General features: G+C 60.1%; 18 protein-coding genes. 10 read left to right on the top strand and 8 right to left on the bottom strand.

All coding sequences use genetic code 11. The features are described 5' to 3' along the window. The first annotated feature begins 118 nt into the window (after window positions 1–118). From KC8_RS19185 to KC8_RS19210, 6 genes are read left to right on the top strand one after another with little or no spacing between them, the layout of a single operon-like run. A complete protein-coding gene (locus tag KC8_RS19185; protein ID WP_037496357.1) occupies window positions 119–910 on the top strand; it encodes a FadR/GntR family transcriptional regulator in 792 nt (263 codons plus the stop codon). Window positions 911–912: 2 nt separating this feature from the next. Then, window positions 913–2,331 (top strand): glucuronate isomerase, encoded by a 1,419-nt coding sequence (uxaC, locus tag KC8_RS19190; protein ID WP_010126026.1) that lies wholly within the window; start codon window positions 913–915, stop codon window positions 2,329–2,331. A gap of 44 nt (window positions 2,332–2,375) precedes the next feature. Continuing rightward, window positions 2,376–3,842, top strand: a complete 1,467-nt coding sequence (locus KC8_RS19195) for a mannitol dehydrogenase family protein (protein ID WP_010126025.1) — start codon at window positions 2,376–2,378, stop codon at window positions 3,840–3,842. Between the two features lie 43 nt (window positions 3,843–3,885). Continuing rightward, window positions 3,886–4,776, top strand: a complete 891-nt coding sequence (locus tag KC8_RS19200) for a ThuA domain-containing protein (RefSeq protein ID WP_010126024.1) — start codon at window positions 3,886–3,888, stop codon at window positions 4,774–4,776. Beyond that, window positions 4,773–6,134 (top strand): MFS transporter, encoded by a 1,362-nt coding sequence (locus KC8_RS19205; RefSeq protein WP_010126023.1) that lies wholly within the window; start codon window positions 4,773–4,775, stop codon window positions 6,132–6,134. Before KC8_RS19200 ends, KC8_RS19205 begins: the two co-directional genes overlap by 4 nt. Before the next feature lie 26 nt (window positions 6,135–6,160). Next, window positions 6,161–7,360 carry a Gfo/Idh/MocA family protein gene (locus tag KC8_RS19210; protein ID WP_010126022.1) on the top strand — a complete coding sequence of 400 codons (1,200 nt, stop codon included), beginning with the start codon at window positions 6,161–6,163 and terminating at the stop codon, window positions 7,358–7,360. Between the two features lie 86 nt (window positions 7,361–7,446). On the opposite strand, the gene KC8_RS19215 is transcribed toward KC8_RS19210, so the two are convergent. Both KC8_RS19215 and KC8_RS19220 read right to left on the bottom strand, forming a co-directional pair. After that, window positions 7,447–8,241 (bottom strand): enoyl-CoA hydratase/isomerase family protein, encoded by a 795-nt coding sequence (locus tag KC8_RS19215; protein ID WP_010126021.1) that lies wholly within the window; start codon window positions 8,239–8,241, stop codon window positions 7,447–7,449. A gap of 39 nt (window positions 8,242–8,280) precedes the next feature. Beyond that, the gene (locus KC8_RS19220; RefSeq protein WP_050805421.1) at window positions 8,281–9,918 is read right to left on the bottom strand and encodes a class I adenylate-forming enzyme family protein; all 1,638 of its coding nucleotides are present in this window, start codon (window positions 9,916–9,918) and stop codon (window positions 8,281–8,283) included. Here KC8_RS19220 and KC8_RS19225 point away from each other — a divergent pair. Both KC8_RS19225 and KC8_RS19230 read left to right on the top strand, forming a co-directional pair. After that, entirely contained in the window at window positions 9,901–11,316 is a 1,416-nt protein-coding gene (locus KC8_RS19225) for an acyl-CoA dehydrogenase family protein (RefSeq protein ID WP_232455582.1), read from the top strand. The two genes, KC8_RS19220 and KC8_RS19225, sit on opposite strands and share 18 nt — an antisense overlap. Before the next feature lie 45 nt (window positions 11,317–11,361). Continuing rightward, entirely contained in the window at window positions 11,362–11,682 is a 321-nt protein-coding gene (locus KC8_RS19230; RefSeq protein WP_010126017.1) for a 2Fe-2S iron-sulfur cluster-binding protein, read from the top strand. 40 nt (window positions 11,683–11,722) lie between these two features. Here KC8_RS19230 and KC8_RS19235 read toward each other — a convergent pair whose 3' ends face one another. Continuing rightward, a complete protein-coding gene (locus KC8_RS19235) occupies window positions 11,723–12,028 on the bottom strand; it encodes a DUF1330 domain-containing protein (RefSeq protein ID WP_010126016.1) in 306 nt (101 codons plus the stop codon). A gap of 295 nt (window positions 12,029–12,323) precedes the next feature. On the opposite strand from KC8_RS19235, the gene KC8_RS19240 reads away from it, so the two are divergent. Next, the gene (locus KC8_RS19240) at window positions 12,324–12,947 is read left to right on the top strand and encodes a TetR/AcrR family transcriptional regulator (RefSeq protein WP_037496362.1); all 624 of its coding nucleotides are present in this window, start codon (window positions 12,324–12,326) and stop codon (window positions 12,945–12,947) included. A 31-nt stretch (window positions 12,948–12,978) separates the two neighbouring features. On the opposite strand, the gene KC8_RS19245 is transcribed toward KC8_RS19240, so the two are convergent. Genes KC8_RS19245 through KC8_RS19260 form a run of 4 tightly spaced genes read right to left on the bottom strand, consistent with a single transcriptional unit; the run spans window position 12,979 to window position 17,296 of the window. After that, complete coding sequence (locus KC8_RS19245; RefSeq protein WP_029624597.1) at window positions 12,979–13,776, bottom strand: enoyl-CoA hydratase/isomerase family protein; 798 nt, start codon at window positions 13,774–13,776, stop codon at window positions 12,979–12,981. A 42-nt stretch (window positions 13,777–13,818) separates the two neighbouring features. Continuing rightward, window positions 13,819–14,592, bottom strand: coding sequence for an SDR family NAD(P)-dependent oxidoreductase (locus KC8_RS19250; protein WP_029624596.1), 774 nt, complete (start codon window positions 14,590–14,592; stop codon window positions 13,819–13,821). A gap of 43 nt (window positions 14,593–14,635) precedes the next feature. Next, a complete protein-coding gene (locus KC8_RS19255; protein ID WP_010126012.1) occupies window positions 14,636–15,841 on the bottom strand; it encodes an acetyl-CoA acetyltransferase in 1,206 nt (401 codons plus the stop codon). After that, window positions 15,842–17,296: a 3-oxoacyl-[acyl-carrier-protein] synthase III C-terminal domain-containing protein gene (locus KC8_RS19260; protein WP_010126011.1), complete on the bottom strand. Its 1,455-nt coding sequence runs from the start codon at window positions 17,294–17,296 to the stop codon at window positions 15,842–15,844. 502 nt (window positions 17,297–17,798) lie between these two features. Here KC8_RS19260 and KC8_RS19265 point away from each other — a divergent pair. Then, a complete protein-coding gene (locus tag KC8_RS19265) occupies window positions 17,799–20,126 on the top strand; it encodes a TonB-dependent receptor (RefSeq protein WP_037496352.1) in 2,328 nt (775 codons plus the stop codon). 133 nt (window positions 20,127–20,259) lie between these two features. Here the strand turns inward: KC8_RS19265 and KC8_RS19270 are convergent, their stop codons facing one another. Next, entirely contained in the window at window positions 20,260–20,745 is a 486-nt protein-coding gene (locus KC8_RS19270; RefSeq protein WP_138956704.1) for an Lrp/AsnC family transcriptional regulator, read from the bottom strand.

Below are 20,745 nucleotides of genomic sequence, written 5' to 3' on the forward strand. Positions count from 1 at the left end.
TTCCGCATCGGTTTGGTGCCATTATGCTGGCAGACTTGACGGTGCCATTTTGGCCTGTCAAGTTTTATAAAACTGGTTAGACCGAATTGGGCGGTCGACCGTGAGGAAAGTGATTGTCATGGCTCGACGGAGCATCGGGGTAGGCAGTGCGCCCCAGCCAGAACCGGTTGGCGTGCACGACCGGCTTTACCAGGAACTTGCCCGTCAGCTGATCGCGTCGATCGCGGCGGGCGATTATGCCATTGGCGAGCGCCTGCCGGCCGAACGCGAACTGGCTGCGGAATTCAATGTCAGTCGGCCAACGGTACGTGAGGCGATCATCGCCCTCGAAGTCCAGGGGCTGGTCGAAGTCCGGGTCGGATCGGGTGCCTATGTCAAACAGCGGCCGGGCGAGCAGGACACGTTGGGGTTCAACGTCACTGCATTCGAACTGACCGAGGCGCGCCTGTTGTTTGAGGGAGAAGCCGCAGCGCTTGCCGCGACGCAGATCACGGATGCGGAGCTTGCCGAACTGGACGATCTGGTCGGGGACATTGCGCAGGGTAACGATCATGGCGATGGTGAAGTGGCGGACCGCGCATTCCATCAACTGATCGCACGGGCGACGCGCAACACCGCGATCGTGAAAATGATCGATGAATTGTGGGAATTGCGCTCGGCCTCGCCGGAATGCGCGCTGTTGCACGAAAAGGCCCGGACCGCACAGGTGAAGCCCGTCGTCGCGGAGCATACCGCGATCGTCGACGCGCTGCGTTCGCGCGACCCGGCCAAGGCGCGCGCGGCGATGCGTGCCCATTTGGGCGCGGTGCTCGATCATCTGCTGTTCGCCACCGAAGAGCGGGCCGTGCAGGAAGCCCGCCGCGCCGCGCAATCCACCCGAGCGCGCTACGCCAGGTCGGTAGAGGTATAAGGATGGCGCTGCCGCTCGTCCTCCATCCGGACCGTTTGTTTCCGGTCGATGAAACGGTAAGGGGAATCGCCCGGCGGCTTTATCGTGAGATTGCGGAGTTGCCGCTGGTCAGTCCGCACGGCCATACCGATCCCCGCTGGTTTGCGAGCGACGCCAATTTCACGGATGCGGCCAGCCTTCTGATAACGCCGGACCATTATGTTTTTCGGATGCTCTATAGCCAGGGCGTCAGGCTGGAAGATATCGGGATCGGGCCGCGTGATGATGTGGGCGTGGCGGTGGCTGATCCGCGCTCGGCATGGCGATGCTTTGCCGAGAATTATCACCTGTTTCGCGGCACGCCGACCCGGTTATGGATGGACTGGGTGTTTAGCGAGGTGTTCGGGTTCGATGTGCGGCTCGATCGTGACACTGCCGATCAATATTTCGACCGGATAAACGCCAGTCTTGCGATGCCCGCTTTCAAACCGCGCGCCTTGTTCGACCGGTTCAATATCGAGGTGCTGGCGACAACGGAATCGCCTCTCGATACGCTGGAGCATCACGCCGCGATCCGTGCGTCGGGCTGGCACGGGCGGGTGATCACTTCATTCCGGCCCGATCCGGTGATTGATCCCGAATTCGATGGTTTCATCCATAATCTACGGGCGCTGTCTGCGCTTACGGGGGAAGATTGCTTCAATTATTCCGGCTATCTGGCGGCGTTGCGGCAGCGCCGGGCGGCCTTTGTCGAGGCAGGCGCGACAGCGACCGATCATGGGCACCCTTCGGCCGCGACTGCTGATCTGGACCCCGGGCAGGCGGCGGCCTTGTTCGCGGTCGCGGCGTCAGGCCGCGCGACGCCGGATCAGGCTGAATTGTTTCGCGCGCATATGCTGACGGTGATGGCTGGAATGAGTGTTGACGATGGCCTGGTCATGCAGATTCACCCCGGTTCGTTCCGCAATCACAATGCCCGGCTCTTCGCGCGTTTTGGCCGCGACAAGGGCGCGGATATCCCGATGCCGACCGATTTCGTCCGGGCGTTGCGGCCGCTGCTCGATCGCTATGGCAATGATCCGCGCCTGACGCTGATCCTGTTCACACTCGACGAAAGCGCATATGCGCGCGAACTTGCGCCGCTGGCGGGCCATTATCCGGCACTAAGGCTGGGGCCGGCCTGGTGGTTTCACGACAGCCCACAGGGCATGCGGCGTTTCCGTGCGCGGATGACCGAGACGGCCGGCTTCTATAATTGCGTCGGCTTCAATGATGACACGCGCGCATTCCTATCCATCCCGGCGCGGCACGATGTGGCCCGGCGGATCGATTGCGGCGTGCTCGCCGAACTGGTGGCGGAACACCAGTTGCACGAGGATGAGGCGGCTGAACTGGCGGCCGAACTGAGCTACGGACTGGTTAAACAGGCCTATCGCCTGTGACGGAAAATGCAGGGACAGAAAGGCCGCGTCTGTCCGCGTCGTCGTTGGGGCAATTGCCGCCTGGCATCGCGCGGCCAGCCTATCGCCGTGATGCTGTGGGCGGTGGGATTGTCCATCTGGGCATCGGCGCATTCCATCGCGCGCATCAGGCCGTCTATACCGATGATGCGCTGGCTGCGGGTGATGCAAAGTGGGGTATTACTGCAGTGTCGTTGCGATCGGCGGCGGTGCGCGATGCGATGCAGCCGCAGGATGGCCTGTACAGCGTGGTGGAACGCGGTGCCGCGGGGGAACGGCTGCGGATCATCGGTGCGGTTCGCAATGTCCTAGTGGCGCCGGAATCGCCCGAGGCGGTGGTGGCCGCGCTGGCCGATCCCGACACGCATGTCGTGACCCTGACGGTTACTGAGAAAGGGTATGGCCGGAACCCGGCCACCGGCCAGCTTGACGATGGGCAGAGCGCTTTGATCGGCGATCTACGGGGGGACGCCAATCCCGCCACCATCCATGGCTTTCTTGCGGCGGCGCTGGCGCGGCGGAGAACCAATGGCGCAGGTGGGCTGACGCTGCTTTCGTGCGATAATCTTGCCGGCAATGGACGCCTGCTGGGTGGTCTGCTGGCGGAATTCCTCGATCGACGTGATCCGGCGCTTGCGGCGTGGGCGGCCACGGCAATTTCCTGCCCCAATACCATGGTGGACCGGATCGTGCCCGCGACGGCCATGTGCGACCGGGATGGTCTGGAACGGGTGTTGGGGGTTGAGGACCAGGCCATGGTCGTCACCGAGCCATTTCGCCAATGGGTGATCGAGGATCGATTTGCCGGCCCGCGCCCACAATGGGAGGCGGGCGGTGCCCAATTCGTTCAGGACGTCCGCCCGTTTGAACTGGCTAAGCTGCGGTTGTTGAACGGTAGCCATTCCACTTTGGCCTATTTCGGCCTCGGTCTGGGGTATCATTTCGTTCACGAAGCTATCGGCGATGACGATCTCGCCCGGTTCGTTGATGTGCAGATGGCGGATGAAGTGGTGCCTGGATTGCCTGTGTGTGGCGGGTTGGATCCTTTGGCCTATATGGCGGCGCTGCAGGCACGCTTTGGTAATCCGGCGCTGCCCCACCGGCTGAGCCAGATCGCGATGGATGGGTCGCAAAAGGTGCCGCAGCGCTGGCTTTCAACGATGATCGAACGGGCGGCGCACGGGTTGGAAAGTCCGGCGCATATGCTCAGCCTGGCGGCGTGGGTCGTTTATACGCGCGGCCGTGCTGCAGATGGCAGCACCTATGCGGTGAATGATCCGCTTGCCGCGCGTCTGGCGTCGCTGTGGAACGCGGCGGGGGACGATGCTGCGCAGTTGGCCGGGCTTTTCGTGGACCGATCCGGCGTTTTTCCGGCGGCGTTCGTGGGCAATCCACAATTGCGCGGCCAGTTTGTGACAGCATTGCGGGCAATTTTAACGGGAGGGCACCGTGCTGCGCTGGCTGCATTCCTGGCGCGGCAGAATCGCATTTAAATCAGAAAATCTTTGTATTTCAAAAGAAAAGGGGAGGGGTGATATGAAGGCGAAAGGATGGGTGCTTGCGCTCGCGCTGCTGGCAGGGTTCGCGCAATCGGCAGTTGCACAGCGCGGCGGGGCCTTGGCGACGATGACCGAAGCGCAAAAGGACGCTATCGCCGCCAAAATGGGACCGTCCAGCCCCAAACGGTACCGCGTGCTCGTGGTGGGCGCTGCCACCGGCTTTCATCATGAATCCATCTCCGCCGGGATGACTGCGATTGCCATGATGGGGCAGGAGAGCGGACTGTATGACGCTGAGTTGCGGTCCGATTTCGATCTGATCAACGCGGGCGGCGGAAAAAAGATGCGTTTCGGCTTCCAGCCAGAGGGGCTGGGTGATTTCGATGCCGTGGTACTGGTGAATACCACCGGCGAATGGGGGCTTAGCGATAGCCGCAAGCAGGCGTTACTCGCCTTCGTTCATGATCGCGGCAAGGGGCTGGTTGGTATCCACGGCGCGCTGGACGCCAATTATTCCTGGCAGGGCTATGCCGATATGTTCGGTGCGCAATTTGGCGGACACCCGCTCAACACGCTTGAACAGCCGCTCGTCACCTTCCCGCTCGTCAATGAAGCGCCGGATTCGCCGATCACCCGACATTGGCCACAATATTTTTCGCAACAGAATGAACTATATGTCCCGAAGAATTTCTCGCGCAGGAACGTCGACGTATTGCTGCGGATCGATCAGGATCGGATCGCGACCGGTCCCGCCGGCACGTCGGACATCGCGGTCGCGTGGACGCGGGCCTATGGCAATGGGCGGGTATTCTATTCCAGCATCGGCCATACCAAGGAAAGCTGGACCGATCCCGATGTCCGCAAGATGTACCTTGAGGCGATCCGCTGGTCGCTTGGCCTGACGAACCGGGCCGGTGCCGCGAAATGAACGCCAAGGGCGCTTCGGGCAAGCATTGGTGGAGCGAGGTTACGGCCTATCAGTGGTTCGTGTTCGCGGTCGCATCGGGGGCCTGGCTATTCGACAATCTCGATCAGCGCATCTTCTCCCTCGCGCGGATCGTCGCCTTGCGCGACCTGATGGGGCCGGGGGCATCCCCGCTGGACGTGCAGGCATTCGCGAAACAGGCGACGGCATTGTTTCTGATCGGCTGGGGCATTGGGGGGCTGACATTCGGCGCGCTGGGCGATCGTTTCGGTCGGGCGCGCATATTGACTATCGCGATACTGATCTATTCGGTCTGCACCGGCCTGACGGCGGTGTGCCAAACGCACTGGGAATTCGCCCTGCTGCGGCTGGCGACTGGAATCGGTATTGGGGGTGTGTTCGGTCTGGCGGTGGCGCTGATCGCCGAAAGCGTGACGGGTGCGGCGCGGATTGCGATGCTGGCGTTGCTGCAGGTGTTGTCGACCGTCGGCAATATCGGCGCAGCCTTGCTCAAGATGGGCGTGGACACGCTGGCCAGTCATTCCGTGATTCCGGTGGACGGCAGTTGGCGCTGGCTGTTCGCGGTAGGCGCGCTGCCTGCTCTGCTCGCGGTCGGATCAGGGGTGTTTCTAAAGGAGTCGGAGCCGTGGCTTAAACTCAAGGCAGCAGGTGAGTTGCCGAAAGGGTGGTTCGGTTCCTACCGCCAGATTCTGTCGGACAGGGATGAACGGCGCAATCTGCTGATTGGAACGTTGCTTGCCATTTCGGGCGTCGTCGGCCTGTGGGCTGTCGGGGAATATGCGGTCGATCTGCAGGATGCCGTGTTCACCGCTCACTTTGCCGCGCAGGCGGATGGTACGGATGCGGCAGCCCGTGTCGCCCAGGCGAAGAACTGGGCCTATCTGCTGCAGATGGTGGGCGGTGCGCTGGGCATGCTGGCATTCACCTGGGTTGCTGATCGCTATGGCCGCCGCCCAGCCTTTACGATCGGGTTCTCGGCGGCGTTCGTGATGACGTTGCTGGTCTACTGGCGCCTGGAGACACCGGTCGATGCCTATTGGATGATGCCGCTAATGGGTGCCGCGCAGTTGAGCGTTTTTGCGGGATTCGCGATTTACCTGCCCGAATTGTTCGGGGCGCGGGCGCGGGGCACGGGCGTATCGTTCGCCTATAATCTCGGCCGATTTGCGGCAGCGGGAGGCAGTTTTGTCTCCGCGCTTTTGAGCACGCGGGTTTTCAGCGGCTTCGATGCGCCGTTGCCGCTGCGTTATTCCGCGATGGTGATGTGCGCGGTCTTTCTGATCGGCATCCTCGCATCGCTGTTCGCGCCGGAAACGCGCGGGCGGGAATTGCGGCACTGATACGCACGGAATGCGAAAGGATGTTTATGAGCAAGCGCGTGCGCATCGCAATTGCAGGGGCTGGCTTTTCCGCTCACTTCCACCTTGCCAGCTACCGCAAGGTTTATGGCGAGGATTTCGAGATTGCGGGCATCTATGGCCGCAATCGGACACGAACGGCTGAACTCGCGCGAACCTTTGGCATCCCGGTTCAGTACGAAACGATTGATACGCTGATGGCCGATCCGGCCATCGATGTGGTCGATCTGTGCGTGCCGAACCATCTCCACATGCCGCTGGTGCTGAAGGCCGCGGAACAGGGAAAACACATCATCTGCGAGAAGCCGTTGGGTGGCTATTTCGGACCGCAGGATGCGGGCGACGACTGGAGCGCGATCGGCGCACCGCGGGAGGCGATGCTGGCCAGCGTCGTTGAGCATGCGCATGCGGTGCAGGCCGCGATTGCCCGGTCGGGTGTTACTTTCTGTTATGCCGAAAACTGGATTTATGCGCCGCCGATCACCAAGCTGAACCGGCTGATGGCGGCGAGCGATTCCACGATCATGCGCATCCAGGGAGAGGAATCGCATTCGGGGTCGCACAGCCCTTATGCCAAGCGATGGCGGACGTCTGGCGGAGGATCGCTGTTGCGGCTTGGTGTTCATCCGATCGGCGCGGCGCTTTATCTGAAATATGAGGAAGGCCGCCGTCGCCATGGTGAGCCAATCCGCCCGGTGTCGGTGCTCGCGCAGGTCGCCAATCTGACCGCAATCGAATCCTTCAAACGGGAAACGCGAAAGCACCTCGTCACGGGCTGGGAGGATGTCGAGGATTGGGCGAGCATTGTCATCACCTTCGAGGACGGATCCGTCGCGCAATTGACGTCGACCGACACGCGGATGGGGGGCATCCACAATTATCTCACCGCTTATGGCTCCCGCTCGCTTGTCACGGCAAACATCAACCCGAATACGATGTGCCAGGCGTACACGCCCGATGGCCGCTATTTCGACAGCGAATATATCGTCGAAAAGACCGAGACCAAGGCGGGGTGGTCGTTTCCCGCACCTGACGAGGATGCCGTCACCGGCTATCCGGAGGAACTGCGCGATTTCATCGGCGCGATCGCACATGGCCGGGCGCCGCGCAGTGATCTGATGCTGGCGATGGACGTGCTGCTGATCGTCTACAGCGGCTATTTAAGCGCGGAACGGGGGGCGGCGGTGGAGTTGTCCCGGTTCGTCTAACTCGCACCGTCACGAATTGCGCCAACAAGGTCTGGGCGGACCGCAGCGGATAGCCGCGGTCCGTTCATTTCATGGCGAATGGCTGCTCAGCGGCCCGTGAACTGCGGCTTTTCCTTATTCTGAAACGCTTGCAGGGCGATCCGGTGATCGTCGAGCAACTGCGTCACATTTTCGTAGGCGGCGGCGCGATCGATGATCGCGTTGGCACTCACCTTGAGACCCGCATTGATGGACGCCTTGGTCCACTTGATCGAATGTGTTGCGCCTCTGGCGAGGCGTTTTGCCATTCTGGCCACGGTTTCATCGAGTTGATCGGCGGGAACCGCCTCGGTGATGAGGCCCATCGCGGCTGCCTCGGGGGCGGGGATCGCATCGCCGGTCAGCAGATAGCGGCGGGCGCGTGCATAGCCGACGAGCTGCGGCCACATCACCGCCCCGCCGTCCCCCGCGACAAGGCCGACCGACACATGCGGATCGGCGAACAGCGAATGATCCGAAGCATAGACGAAGTCGCAATAGAGGGCGAGCGAACAGCCCAGCCCGATGGCCGGGCCGTCGACCTTGGCGATGATCGGTTTTTCGAGATCCAGTATCGAATTCTGGATCTTCCGGTCGCGCCGGATGCCGATGCTGGTGGTCACGGGATCACCGTGCATGGACAACAGCCATTTCAGATCGCCACCGGCGCAGAAGGACCCGCCCGACCCCGTGAGAATGACGACGTCCACCGATTCATCGCGATCGATATCGTCGAAAATGTAGGAAAATTCCTCATGCAGGGCGGCGTTGATCGCATTCTTTGTATCGGATCGGTTGACCGTCAGCGTTAGAATATTTCCGTCTTTTTCGACGCGGAGTTCCTTGTATCGTTCATAGTTCATCGGGTGTCATCCATGATAAGAATTTATGAAAAATCGGAGTCATGCAAGGTTGAGACGCTGAACCATCTCTTCCTTGATTTGGAATTTCTGGATCTTTCCGGAAGGAGTCATCGGAAATTCATCTAAAAATTCGATATATTCAGGTACTTTCCATAGAGAAATTCGATCGATGCACCATTCGCGAATTTGTTTTGATGTTATTTCCATGCCGCTGCGAACAGAGACCGCCGCGCACGCGACTTCGCCATATTTTTCATCGGGAACGCCAACCACCGCGACTTCGCGAATGGCTGGGTGTTCCTTCATGTAGGCTTCGATTTCGACGGGCGAAAGGTTTTCGCCGCCACGGATGATCATTTCCTTCTTGCGGCCGACGATAGCGACGAAGCCGTCATCATCCATTGTCGCCAGATCGCCCGAAGCGATCCATGCCGGGCCATCGGATATGTCGCCGTCGCAGGGAGTGCTGCCATAACCCTGCATGCCCCCCGGACCTTGATAATGGAGTTCGCCGATCCGCCCGCGGCGAACCGATCGGCCCTGTTCGTCGCGAATGGCAATGCTGACGCCGATGAGCGCCGCGCCGCTCGTTCGTGTCTTCTTGTCGGCGCTGTCGGTGGACAGGGTGGTTGTCGTCACCCCGCATGTTTCCGTCTGTCCGTAGCAATTGATGACATCGGCGCCGAAGATATTCCGGCAGCGTTTGAGAAGATCGTTTGTGACCGGCGCGCCGCCGACAATGATCGTCTTGAGGGCGTCGAGCGATCGGCCCGCGATGGAAGGGTCGTCCAGCATCGCGATCAGCATTGTCGGCACGCCGACGAAGGTTGAACAGCGTTCATGTTCCAGAACATCGAGCGTCAGGTGCGGCTTGAAGATGTGGAGCGGCAGGACCGTTGCGCCGGCCGCCACGGCGCCGGGGATCGAGTTGCCCGACCCTCCCACATGGAAAAGTGGAAATCCCGGGCAGACGCGGCTGCCTTCTTCGATTCCCCACATCCGGTAGGAATTTAGGGCCGTTGTCATGATCGCCCTGTGCGACAGCCGGACGGCCTTCGGCACACCCGTCGTGCCCGAAGTGTATTGGATCATGAACGTGGCGTCGGGATCCGTCGCGACATGGGGGAAATCGTCCGGTGCGCGGGGGATCAGTTCCGTCCAGATGCTGGAAAAGGCATGAATGTGGCGAAGCGCAGGGGTGTCCCTGCGTGCCTGATCAATGATCTCAGCCGGGCGGGTGACGCCGATCCGATCCGCATGAAAGATACCGGCTGCACGGGAATCCTGCAGTGCAAAGGCCAGTTCATTGATTTTGTACAATGGGTTGAGGGCAACAAGGATCAGGCCGGCTTTGGCGATCGCATATTCGAGCAGCACCCATTCGGGATGGTTTGGACCCCATATGGCAATCCGTTCACCGGGCAGATAGCCGGTCGCGATCAGGGCCGCTGCCAGGCGTTCCGCATGGTGGTTCAGTTCCGCATAGGTCCATGCCACGTCCGCAATGGCGGGTTGATGCCGGTAAATGATGGCCTGCCTGCTGCCCCATTTGCGAGCGGCCTGCGATAAGGTGTCACCCAAGGACAGGCTGCCGGGGTCGAGCGCCGGCGCGCCCGGGGGCGCAATCCATTCGGACAAGGTGGGATCGGCAGTCTTCATGTGGGTTTTGCATCGCATCGTTGGTGTCGCGGCATTGTCCGGACCGGATTAGGCCTGCGCGAAGCTCAGCTAAAACTCGTTTTCCCGGCTGCGGCGCAGCATGGGATTGGCCGTACCCTGCCCGGGCGGCGGGCTTGTATGCGAGTTCAAGATGAATGGCTTTGGACTTACCTCCCCCGGCAAGATTCACACGCTTGTCGAGTGCCGGAACGCGGCCGAGACGCGCAGCTGACGCACATTCATGGGGCAGATATGAACAGTTTTCCCGAACCCGATCATATCCAGATGCTGCGGGAAACGCTTTTGCGTTTCATCGAAAAGGAAATGCCGCTGGAACTGGTCAGAAAATGGGATCGAGAAAATTACTTCCCCCGTGATGTCCATGAAAAACTCGCGGCGCTGGGCCTGATGGGGCTAACCGTTGCCGAGGAATATGGCGGTGGTGGCCGGGACATACGCGCGACCATGGTGGCGATCGAATTGCTTTGCGGCCGGAGCATGGCGGTCGGCGGGCCTTATATCCAGTCGGCTTGCTATGCCGGGCTGAACATCGCCGAAGTGGGCAGCGACCGGCAGAAGCGCGAACTGCTGCCAAGGGTCGTCAGTGACGGGATGATCTTCGCGTACGGCATCAGCGAGCCGGACGTGGGCGCCGATGTGGCGGCCGTGCGCACGACGGCAAAGATCGTCGGGGAACGGCTGCTGATCAATGGAGCGAAGCGCTTCTGTTCGGGGGCCACGATTGCCGACTATATCTATACGCTCGCCAGGACCGGGCCTGCCGAGGAACGGCACAGAAACCTTACCCTGGTCCTCGTCCCGACGCGGGCGGAAGGCATCACGTTCGAGGCGCAGGATGCCCTGGGCCTGAAGGGCACCGGCACCTATGACGTCACCTTTGATGATGTTTCCGTGCCGCTTGAAAATATCGTCGGCGAAGAAGCGGGCTGGAACAAGGCCTGGCCCATGCTGGCAGGGCCAGGGCTGGATATAGAAAAGATGGAGGTGGCGGCGATGGCGCTTGGCATTGCCGCCGCCGCGGTCGACGAGGCCTGGGCCTATGCGCAGGAACGCCGCCAGTTCGGCAAGCCGATATCGGCATTCCAATCGGTCCGCCACATGCTGGCCGATGTCAGGACCAAGCTGCACGCCTGCCGGGTCGTCACCTATCAGGCGGCGAGCGCGCTGGACAGCGAAGGCAAGGCGCCGGTCGAAACGTCCATGGCGAAATTGTTCGTCTGCCAGACCGCGCAGGAGATCGTGCTGACATGTCAGCAAATTCTGGGTGCATATGGATATATCAAGGAGTTCGACATGGAGCGGCATGTTCGCGACATTTTGATTATGCCTATACTTGGTGGTTCTTCTGCCATCCAGAAGAACAATATCTGCAACATGCTGAGGCTTGAAAAATAAAATCCGCGTGCGCCATCGCTATGTATTTCGAACAGGACGTGTGTAATGCCGGAGATTATTTTCATCGGCCATGACGGTGTGGAGCATGTCGTCGAGGCGGATCTTGATACATCGCTGATGAAGGCGGCCGTCAATAAAATGGTGCCCGGCGTCGATGGCGATTGTGGTGGCGCGTGCGCGTGCGCGACATGCCATGTCTATGTCGATCCGGCATGGACGGAGCGCACCGGCGGGCCCGACGCGGCAGAAAAGGAGATGCTTGAGTTCGTGAGCGATCCGGCGGACAATTCGCGCTTGGCCTGCCAGATCACCATCACCGCCGAACTGCATGGCCTGACCGTGCGACTGCCCAGGCAGCAAGGCTGACGCGGCGGGCGGCTGGCTTGGCCTAACGAATAGGCCAGGATCAATCGGCCGGCGGAATGCCTTCGATCATGGTGAGTTCGGTGATGACCCCGCTTTTCTTGCGTAGCGCGATCATCCGGGCATAAGCGGGATCGCGATACCAGTTCAGCGCGGCTTCGCGATCGGGGAACTCGATCAGCACCTGCGCATGCCCCACAGGTTCATCACCTTCGAGCTTTTCGCTTGGGCCGCCCTTGATCAGATAGCGCCCACCATGCTGGGCCACGAGCGGCTCGGTTGTGGATCGATATTCGCGATACCAGTCCCAATGACCGACGATCAGTTTTCCGAAGACATAGACCGGCATATTACACCCTGCATTTCGAACGCAGCCTAGCGATGGAGGCGCTCAGGATGAACTCGTATACCGATGGGCGGCGACGGCGTTTTTTGCCAAAGATATGCTTGGTGATGTGGGCCGCAAGTCACGCCGATTCCATGTGAAATTTTCAAGTATCGCGCGGAATGGCTTGCGCTGGCTGCAAGCGGGCGCATAGTCGCCGGCAGCCCGGCGGTTGAGGAGCGGGCAGTAAAGATGACGAGGTGGGGTGCCGATGTCTTCTCGTATCTCAGATCCGACGAACATAGTGCCGGCGGACAAAGTGCCGAAATCGACGGCACCGGATGTTGGCTGGCGCAAGAATCCCAAGCAGCAGCGCGCGGTGATCACGGCCGAAGCCTTAACCGAGGCGACCCGGCAGATCATTGTCCGCGAGGGTTTCAAGAACGCGACGACGAACCGGATTGCCGAGGTTGCCGGCGTCAGCGTCGGTTCGCTCTATCAATATTTTCCGAACAAGCAGGCCATCGTCAAGGCGCTGATCGAAGAAACGGTATCGAGCGCGGCGACGCGGATCAGGGTGTGTTTGCGGGAATTGATGGACGCGCCTCTGGAACCGGCGCTCCATCAGATATTCAAATTATTATTCGAAATATATAAGGAAAATTATTTCATATTGTTCGACATAGTTGATGAAATTCCTGAGATGCGCGAATATTCTAAAAGCATATCTATCGGAATTTATACCAATTCGACCAATGTGGCGTTCCTTGAGCAGCATGCCCACGAATTGTCCGTTACGGACCTGCGGAGCGCGCTGATGATTGTGGAACAGGCGACGATCCGCAACATGCAGCATTTCATCACGGAAAATCCGACCAACCTTACGGAAGACCAGTTGATCGACGAGCTGACCAAAATGGCGGTCAACTATCTGACAAAATAGAACAGCGCCGCCGCGTTCATGATACCCCGGATCAGGGGGTGTGGTGCCCGAAGCCTGAGATTTTCTGCTTGATGGCGGCAAGCCGTTCGCGAACGAAGGGCGATTGCAGGAGGTGGTGAAAACCTTTCGCTTCCTGCCTGATCGCGATGCGGACGGCCTCCTTGTTTTCGGCCATCAGCAGGCTTTTCGTAAGCGTGACGGCTTCGGGCGAGAGCGCCACGATCCTTGCCAGGGTGGCCGCGACGCAGCTTTCGAGCCGTTCGTTCGGCACGATCTCGTTGATGATGCCCAGTTCCGCCGCCTCTTCGGCGCTGCAACTGCCGTCGATCAGCAGCAACGCCATGGCCTTTCGGTGTCCGACAAGCCGGGGCAGGAAAAAGCTGGATGCGAACTCGGGCACCAGGCCCATCCGGGCGAAGGGAAAGACGAGCCTGCAACCGGGTACAGCATATATGAAATCGCAATGAAACAGCATGGTCGCGCCGATGCCGATGGCGTCGCCGTTCAGCGCTGCGACGACGGGCTTGGGAAAGGTCGACAGACATTCCATGAAGGCGAAAGACGGCTTTTCATCATAGGCCCGATCCATGCCCTGGGCGAACCCGCTGACATCGTGGCCGCCGGAGAATATCGATCCGGATGATGCCAGCAGGATGCAGCGTATCTGATCATCCAAAGCGGCCTGCTTCAGGGACGCCGTCAAGCCATGATACATGTCATAGGTGATCGAATTGCGTTTGTGTTCGCGATCAAACCGGATCGTCATAACGTGATCGGCGACGATCATTTTCATGCCGTCGACATTGGTGGAAGCAGGCCCGTGCCGCATTACCGGTTCCTTGTTGCGCATGTGCCGCTGTGTCATCGGGCGCTATGAAGCGATGTGGAAGCCGCCATCGATTCCGATGTGCTGGCCCGTGACGTAGGACGCGGCATCGGAGAGGAAGAAGCAGGTCGCCGGCGCGATTTCTTCGGGCGCGCAGAAACGGCGGAGCGGGATGGCTTCGAGGTAGCGATCGCGAAACTGGTCCTGGCGAATGATTTCGGTCATGGCGGTCTGGACCAGGCCGTAGCACACGCTGTTGACGTTGATGTTGAAACGGCCCCATTCGCGCGCGGCGCTCATCGTAAGGCCAAGAACGCCTGACTTCGCCGCGCCATAATTGATCTGCCCGATGGTGCCCCGCCTGCCGGCATCGGATGATATATTGACGATGGAACCCGGATTGGGATCACCCTTCTTCGCCTTGGCCACCAGATATCGGCCGACCGCCTGAAGGCAGACAAAGGCGCCCGTCAGGTTCACGTCGATCACCGCCTGCCACTGATCGCGGGTCATATCGTTGATCATTGAGGCGCGCACGATGCCTGCATTGTTGAGCAGTCCGTGCACATCGCCAAATGTCGCCGCCGTTTCCCGCACGACGGCCCCGACGAAATTTCCGTCGGTGATATCGCCGGCAAAGCCTTTCACCCGTTCCGGGGCGTGCTGGCCAAGGCCGTTTTGCAACGCCGCTGCGTTGATATCGACCGCCGCAACCCGCGCACCCATGCTGACGGCGTGATCGACCAGTGCCTTGCCGATGCCCTGGGCGGCGCCGGTGATGATGATGACCTTATTTTCTAGCGATGCCGGGTTTTGCACGTCGAACCCCATATGGTGATTGTGGAGGAGGGCTGGCGGAGGATTAATCGCCCAGCATCCCGAGGATGGAGATGCTGCACACATTGTTGTTGGGAAAACCGCCGAGATTGTGGGTCAGCGCCCTTTTGGGGCGGACCAGCTGGCGATCGCCCGCGCGGTTCAGCAACTGGGTATAGGCTTCATAAACCATCCGCAGGCCGGAAGCGCCGATCGGATGGCCGAAGCATTTCAGGCCGCCATCGATGTTGCTGGCGACTTCCCCATCGGCATCGAACTTTCCTTCGAGCACGTCGCGATATCCTTGGCCCGGCCGGGAGAGACCGAGATCTTCCATGGTGACGAGTTCGGTGATCGAGAAGCAGTCATGCACCTCGACAAGATCGAGTTCGCGCAACGGATCGGAAATGCCGGCTTCGCGATAGGCTTTTTGTGCGGCGATTCTGGTCGTCCGGGCGAAGCTGCCGTCCCAGCTGTTGTGCGACATTTCCGAACCGTTGCTGAGCGAAAGCTGTATGGATTTGACACTGACGAGATCACCCGTTCGCCCCAGTCGCCGGGCCATTTCAGGGCTTGCGACGATCGCGCAGGCCGACCCATCACTGACCCCGCAACAATCGAACAGGCCCAGCGGGTAAGCCACCATCGGGGCGGCCAATATGGATTCCTTTGAAAGCCGCCGGCGCAAATGGGCTTTGGGGTTTTTCGAACCATTTTCATGGCTCTTCCACGATATATGGGCCATCGCTTCCTTGAGCGTGTCCATCTTCAGATCATAGCGCGCCATATAGGCGCTGGCGAACTGGGCGAAGGATCCGGGGGCAGTGGCGCCGGGCTGCCAAAGATCGTTGAACGTGCCCCGGCTCCGTTCGGGCAAGCCGCCATAGCCAGTGTCTTTCAGTTTCTCGACACCAAGCGCGAGCGCGATATCGGCGGCACCGGCGGCCACTGCATGGACGGCGCCGCGCAAGGCTTCGGAACCCGTCGCGCACAGATTTTCGACACGCGTTACGGCAATGTTGGGCAACCGCAAGGCATGTGAAAGCGACAATGCCGACTTGCCGAGATTCTGTTCGTCCATCGCAAGCCCGAACCAGGCTGCGTCGATCTGATCGCGATCAATGTTCGCGTCAGCCAGCGCTTCGTGGAAGGATTCCGCGATCAAATCCTCGGCACTGCAATCCCATCGCTCACCGAAACGCGAGCAACCCATGCCGAGGATGGCGACCTTGTCCCGAATGCCTTGCGCCATCTATCGAGCCTTCATCATGCTGAGAGGGGCGGCCTTCCAGAAATAGCGATGGAAGCGGCGCCTGGGATCGCGGTCCTTGATGCGGAACACGCAGCGAACCGGCGTGCCGACGGCCAGCTGGCCCGGCTCGAAATCGGAAAATTCCATCATGATGACGCCACCATCATCGAAGCTGACATTGCCGTATCGGAGCGGGGGATTGGTCGTCACGGCGAGCCAGTCCTCGGTGTAGGACTTCACCGTGCCGGTCTTGTGCTGGAACGGTTCGTCGACCAGTGCATCGGATTGCCGGCATTCCGGATTGACGCAATATTGGCCCTTCGGAAACTGCCGCGCCCCGCACGCCGTGCAGAGACCGCCGATGAAGCCGGTCACCGCCTTGCGGTGCCGATTGAATGCGGAGAGCGCGGTGCGATTGTCACGTTCGGCCCGAACACCCCAATCCACGTCGATCTGTTCGCTGAACGAAAGAAACCGAAGATAATTCTCGTCCTCGACACCACTGTCGAGTTGCTGGCGCACCGTATGATCGCTTTTCCACGCGGCGATGGCGTCGGTCGTTTCGAGCAAAAGCGTCTGGCAACCCTGGGCGACGTTCGCCAGCAGGATTTTTTGGCCCGGCGCGGCGCGTTCGAGCACGTGGCAGAGCATGATCAGGGCGTGAGCCGAGCCAGTTTCTCCGCAGCTGGCATCCAGCGTGTCGGCCAGGCGGTCCGGCGCGATAGCGCACAAGTCCGCGATCTGCCGGGCAACGTTTCGCCCAACGCCGGCAATGATGACATGATCGGCATCGCCGGCTTGCCACGCCGCCTTTTGCAGGACGGCTTTGATCGCTGCGGGCGCCAGCTTGATATGCCCTTCGTCGCGCACCCAGCGCTCTTCAAGCAGGTAATCGGTTTGCGCCTTGGCCGCGCGATAATGATCGACGAAATCGACCGAGGTGCAATGAGCGACAACGAACCGTGCGATGGGATTGCGGGTTCCGGTGGCAACGGCAGCGGCGCCGTGGCCAAGCGTCAGTTCCTGGGCCGACGCGACCCGCGCGACCCGCTTGTCGGCCGCCACGGTGAGCGTTGGTCGCCCGTTTTCGAGCGCATCGATCAGGGCGGTAACGCCGCATCCTTGAAAACCGGCAAAATCGGCGCAACGCAGGTCGGCTGGCAAGGCCAGGGCTTCGGCAAGGATCACCGCATTGGCCCGATCGGCAAAGGGCGCCGTGGTGCTCGCAAACTGGACGAGATCGGCGCTGAAACCAGGGGTTGCAGCCATGCAATTGCGGCCCGCCTCCACGCCCATCGTCAGGCTGTCTTCATCATGCGTGCAAATGGTGCGGTGCCCCTTTGCCAGCGATGCGAGCGCCGGATTGGCCCATTTGTTCGCATTCACGATTGCCTGGCGGGCAAGGCGCAGCCGCGGCAGGTAGGCCGCGATCGAAATGATACCTGTGTCGAGCAATCGTCTCTCCGTCGCGATCACGCCGTTGAGCATCGCCAGGTGGCGGCCTCGTCCGTGGGGAACGAGGCCGGCTCTGTCTGGCAGCCCGCCGGGGGGCGGTGCTGCCTGTCTGCCTAGAAAGACCGGGACTCAGATAAAACTCGTTTAGCCGGGCATTCGAAGGCGAGTATTATTTGAGGCCTGCTTGATTGCATGTTGGCGACCATTACGCAGCCTGGCGTTTGCACGGGCCGCGTGTCCGTGATGCTTTTGATTTACGCCGTGCGGCGACATTGTCTTGGAGGCCGACTGCCCGCGGGATTGGAAAATCCGGGGGAAGGCGGGCTGCCGGGCCTGCCGTCGGATGCCTGGAAAGGCGATCGGAAGCGAGTGGAACGCGAGCTGTAATTCAATGACGTTCAAATTATCGTTCTGATTGTATCGTTAATACTGAATCCAGCATGAGAGCGACCAAAGCCAAAGGCGGCCGATAGTAGCTGTCCTAGCTTAAGGGGAGAGACCTGTGAGATCTGCAACGAAACTGCTTCTGCTGTCTGTCGCATCGGGTGCGATGATGGCCCATGTCGTGCCCGCGATGGCGCAGGTGGAAGAAATCGTGGTGACAGCCCAGAAGCGCGAACAATCGATGCGGGAAGTGCCGATTTCGATGGTTGCTCTCAAGGGTGAAGATCTACAGGAGAAGCAAGTCGCGGGTATCGAAGATCTCGCAAAGTCTTTGCCGAATGTGTTCGTCGCCAAGGATACGGTTTCCAGCAACATCTATATCCGCGGCGTGGGATCCGGCGCCAATGCCGGATTCGAACAGGCGGTGGCGACCTTCGTCGATGGTGTTTATCATGGTCGGTCGCGCTATTCGCAGTCGACGATCGTCGATGTCGAACGGATCGAAGTGTTGCGTGGCCCGCAGACCATCTATTTCGGCAACAATGCCATTGGGGGTGCCTTCAGCGTCACCACGGCCCGGCCCGATCTGGATGAACTGACGGGATACGCCCTGGCATCCTATGAATTTGTCGGCAACGAACCGGTGCTTGAGGCGGCGGTCAGTGCGCCGGTCGTGCCGGGAACATTGGCAATCCGCCTGGCCGGGCGATATTCCGACCTGGGTGGCTATATCAGGAATGAGGGGTCCGGCCAGCGGAACCCCAAGGTGGAAGATAAGTTCCTCCGTTTTTCAGCTCTTTGGCAGATGGCGCCTGATTGGTCGGCAACGATCAAGGCAGAATATGGCAAGCAGGATTCGACCGCGCCATTTGCGACGCAGTTGACCAATTGTCCGGCGCCCGCGCCATTTGATCCCGCAACCACCTTTTCCTGCGCCTATGCGCTGGCCACCAATCAGGAAACCGATCTGGATTTTCGACGGGCTTCGATGGCCGGTGAACGCGGCGACACCGAAGCGTCCGAATATGTGCTGAAGATCGAACGCGACAACAGCGATGGCATCGGCATCGTTGCGCTGGGTTCTTTCTCAAAGCATGATTTCATGCTGACGGCAGACACCGACGGCGTGATCGCTGATTTCTTCAGTTTCAACACTGCGGAAAATCTGAAACAGACCACTGCGGAGTTGCGGTTCACATCGCCGAAATCGTCAAAGCTGCAATATATTTTCGGTGGATATTATCTGCATTCGAAATCGAATGTCGGAACCACGTTGAATTTTCCCTTTGCCAATGTCCTGTTGACCGGGCCGCTGGCGGCCTTGCAGCCTTATGCGCCGTTGTCGGGTGCTCTCCATCTGAATCAGAAGGAAACGGCGCTGTCGGCATTCGGCGCGGTGACCTATCCATTTACCGACCAACTGTCGCTGACGGTGGGTCTGCGTTACACAAATTCAAAGAAGGACGGCGCGCAAAGCGGGACCAATGCGCACGCAAATGATCCGTTCGGCGTGTCCACCACGCCATTGCCCGCAGCCTTGCAGCCGCTGGCGCAGATCCTCACGGGATTTGCCGATCACCGGACACGGGCAAGCGTGAACAATGACGATTTCCTGCCATCGGCCACGCTGCAATATAAGTTCAGCAGCGACCTGAGCGTCTACGCAAAGTTCAGCGAGGGATTCAAGGCGGGCGGCTTCGACGCCGTGGAACTGACGGGTATCGCCGATCGCCTGACCTACGCACCGGAAACCGTTAATGCCTTTGAAATTGGTCTGAAGTCGCTGCTGTTCGACCGTACAGTATCGTTCAACCTGGCGATGTTCCTGAGCAAATATAAAGATTTGCAACAGAGCGTGACGGAAATTACGCCAACGTCGGCGTTCATCAGCGTGACCAATGTCGGCGGGTTGCGGACTCAGGGCGTTGAAATGGAACTCAATTGGCAGCCCAGCCGGCGTTTCAATGCCGGGGTGAATCTCGCCTACCTTGATTCCTACTACAAGGATTATGCCAATGCCGGCTGTACCGCCGCGCAATCGGTAGAAGCCTCGCAGCAAGGTGTTTCGGTCTGCGTTCAGGATCTGAGTGGGGAATCGCCGCCATTTGCCCCGCGCTGGGCAGGGAACGTCCATGCCTCCTATAACCACCCGATCAGCGATACTCTCGAATTTAACGCCGATGCGTCGCTGGCCTTTTCCGGTTCCTATAATGTGAACGCTGACAAGGATCCCCTGACCCAGCAAAAGGCGTGGCAATTGCTGGATCTGCGCCTGGGGATTGGCGATATCGACGGGAAATGGCAGCTGGCCTTTGTCGGCAAGAACCTGACGAACGAGAAGATCGTTGGCTCTGCGACCGACGTTGTTGCATCACCTGGCTCCTTCGCAAAGACGGTCGAGCGCGGCCGTACGCTAGCCGTGCAGATGCGCTACAAGCTGAACTGACGTCGCTTCACCGGCATATTGGCGGGAAGCGATTTGGGGAGGGCCCGGACAGCGCAAGCTGACGGGTCCGGCCCGAATGTCGGGTCGAAGCGGGCGGGCGCGGCGGGATTGCGCCTGATAGTGCCACGCAGCATTAGCGGTGTGGCGCGGTCCGATCAGGCGTGATCTTCACCATCCGCGCGTTATATTTCAGCGTTCTGACGACGATGGCGGTTTCGATGTGCCGGACGGCGGGTAAGGTCAATATGCGATCGGACGCGATGGCGGCCAGCGCATCCAGTTCATCGAACAGGCACAAAGCGAGGATATTGAACTGTCCGGTCATCGCCATGATTCCATCGATCTCGGGGATTTCCGCAAGGTGGCGCATGACAGTGCGGATCGATCCGGTATCCGCCTGAATATTGATGAAGGCGAGGCGCGATTTGCGGGCCATGGCCAGCCCGGTAATGGCCGTGAAAGCAATAAGGCGTTCGTTCTGCAGCCGCTTGATACGCCCGCGCACGGTCCCTTCGGTTACACCCAACTGGCTCGCAATCCAGCTATTGGGTACGCGGGCGTCTTGCGACAAGAGATGGATCAGTCGCAGGTCAAGTTCATCGAGCTGGATGGCAGCCAC

The sequence above is a fragment of the Sphingomonas sp. KC8 genome (assembly GCF_002151445.1).
Lineage (GTDB): Bacteria > Pseudomonadota > Alphaproteobacteria > Sphingomonadales > Sphingomonadaceae > Sphingomonas_E.

Coding starts and splice junctions, on each gene's coding strand:
- KC8_RS19215 (WP_010126021.1), bottom strand. CDS start 8,241: ATGAACTATGAACGATACAAGGAACTCCGCGTCGAAAAAGACGGAAAT.
- KC8_RS19235 (WP_010126016.1), bottom strand. CDS start 12,028: ATGCCGGTCTATGTCTTCGGAAAACTGATCGTCGGTCATTGGGACTGG.
- KC8_RS19220 (WP_050805421.1), bottom strand. CDS start 9,918: ATGCGATGCAAAACCCACATGAAGACTGCCGATCCCACCTTGTCCGAA.
- KC8_RS19245 (WP_029624597.1), bottom strand. CDS start 13,776: ATGCGGCACGGGCCTGCTTCCACCAATGTCGACGGCATGAAAATGATC.
- KC8_RS19200 (WP_010126024.1), top strand. CDS start 3,886: ATGAAGGCGAAAGGATGGGTGCTTGCGCTCGCGCTGCTGGCAGGGTTC.
- KC8_RS19205 (WP_010126023.1), top strand. CDS start 4,773: ATGAACGCCAAGGGCGCTTCGGGCAAGCATTGGTGGAGCGAGGTTACG.
- uxaC (WP_010126026.1), top strand. CDS start 913: ATGGCGCTGCCGCTCGTCCTCCATCCGGACCGTTTGTTTCCGGTCGAT.
- KC8_RS19185 (WP_037496357.1), top strand. CDS start 119: ATGGCTCGACGGAGCATCGGGGTAGGCAGTGCGCCCCAGCCAGAACCG.
- KC8_RS19210 (WP_010126022.1), top strand. CDS start 6,161: ATGAGCAAGCGCGTGCGCATCGCAATTGCAGGGGCTGGCTTTTCCGCT.
- KC8_RS19255 (WP_010126012.1), bottom strand. CDS start 15,841: ATGGCGCAAGGCATTCGGGACAAGGTCGCCATCCTCGGCATGGGTTGC.
- KC8_RS19230 (WP_010126017.1), top strand. CDS start 11,362: ATGCCGGAGATTATTTTCATCGGCCATGACGGTGTGGAGCATGTCGTC.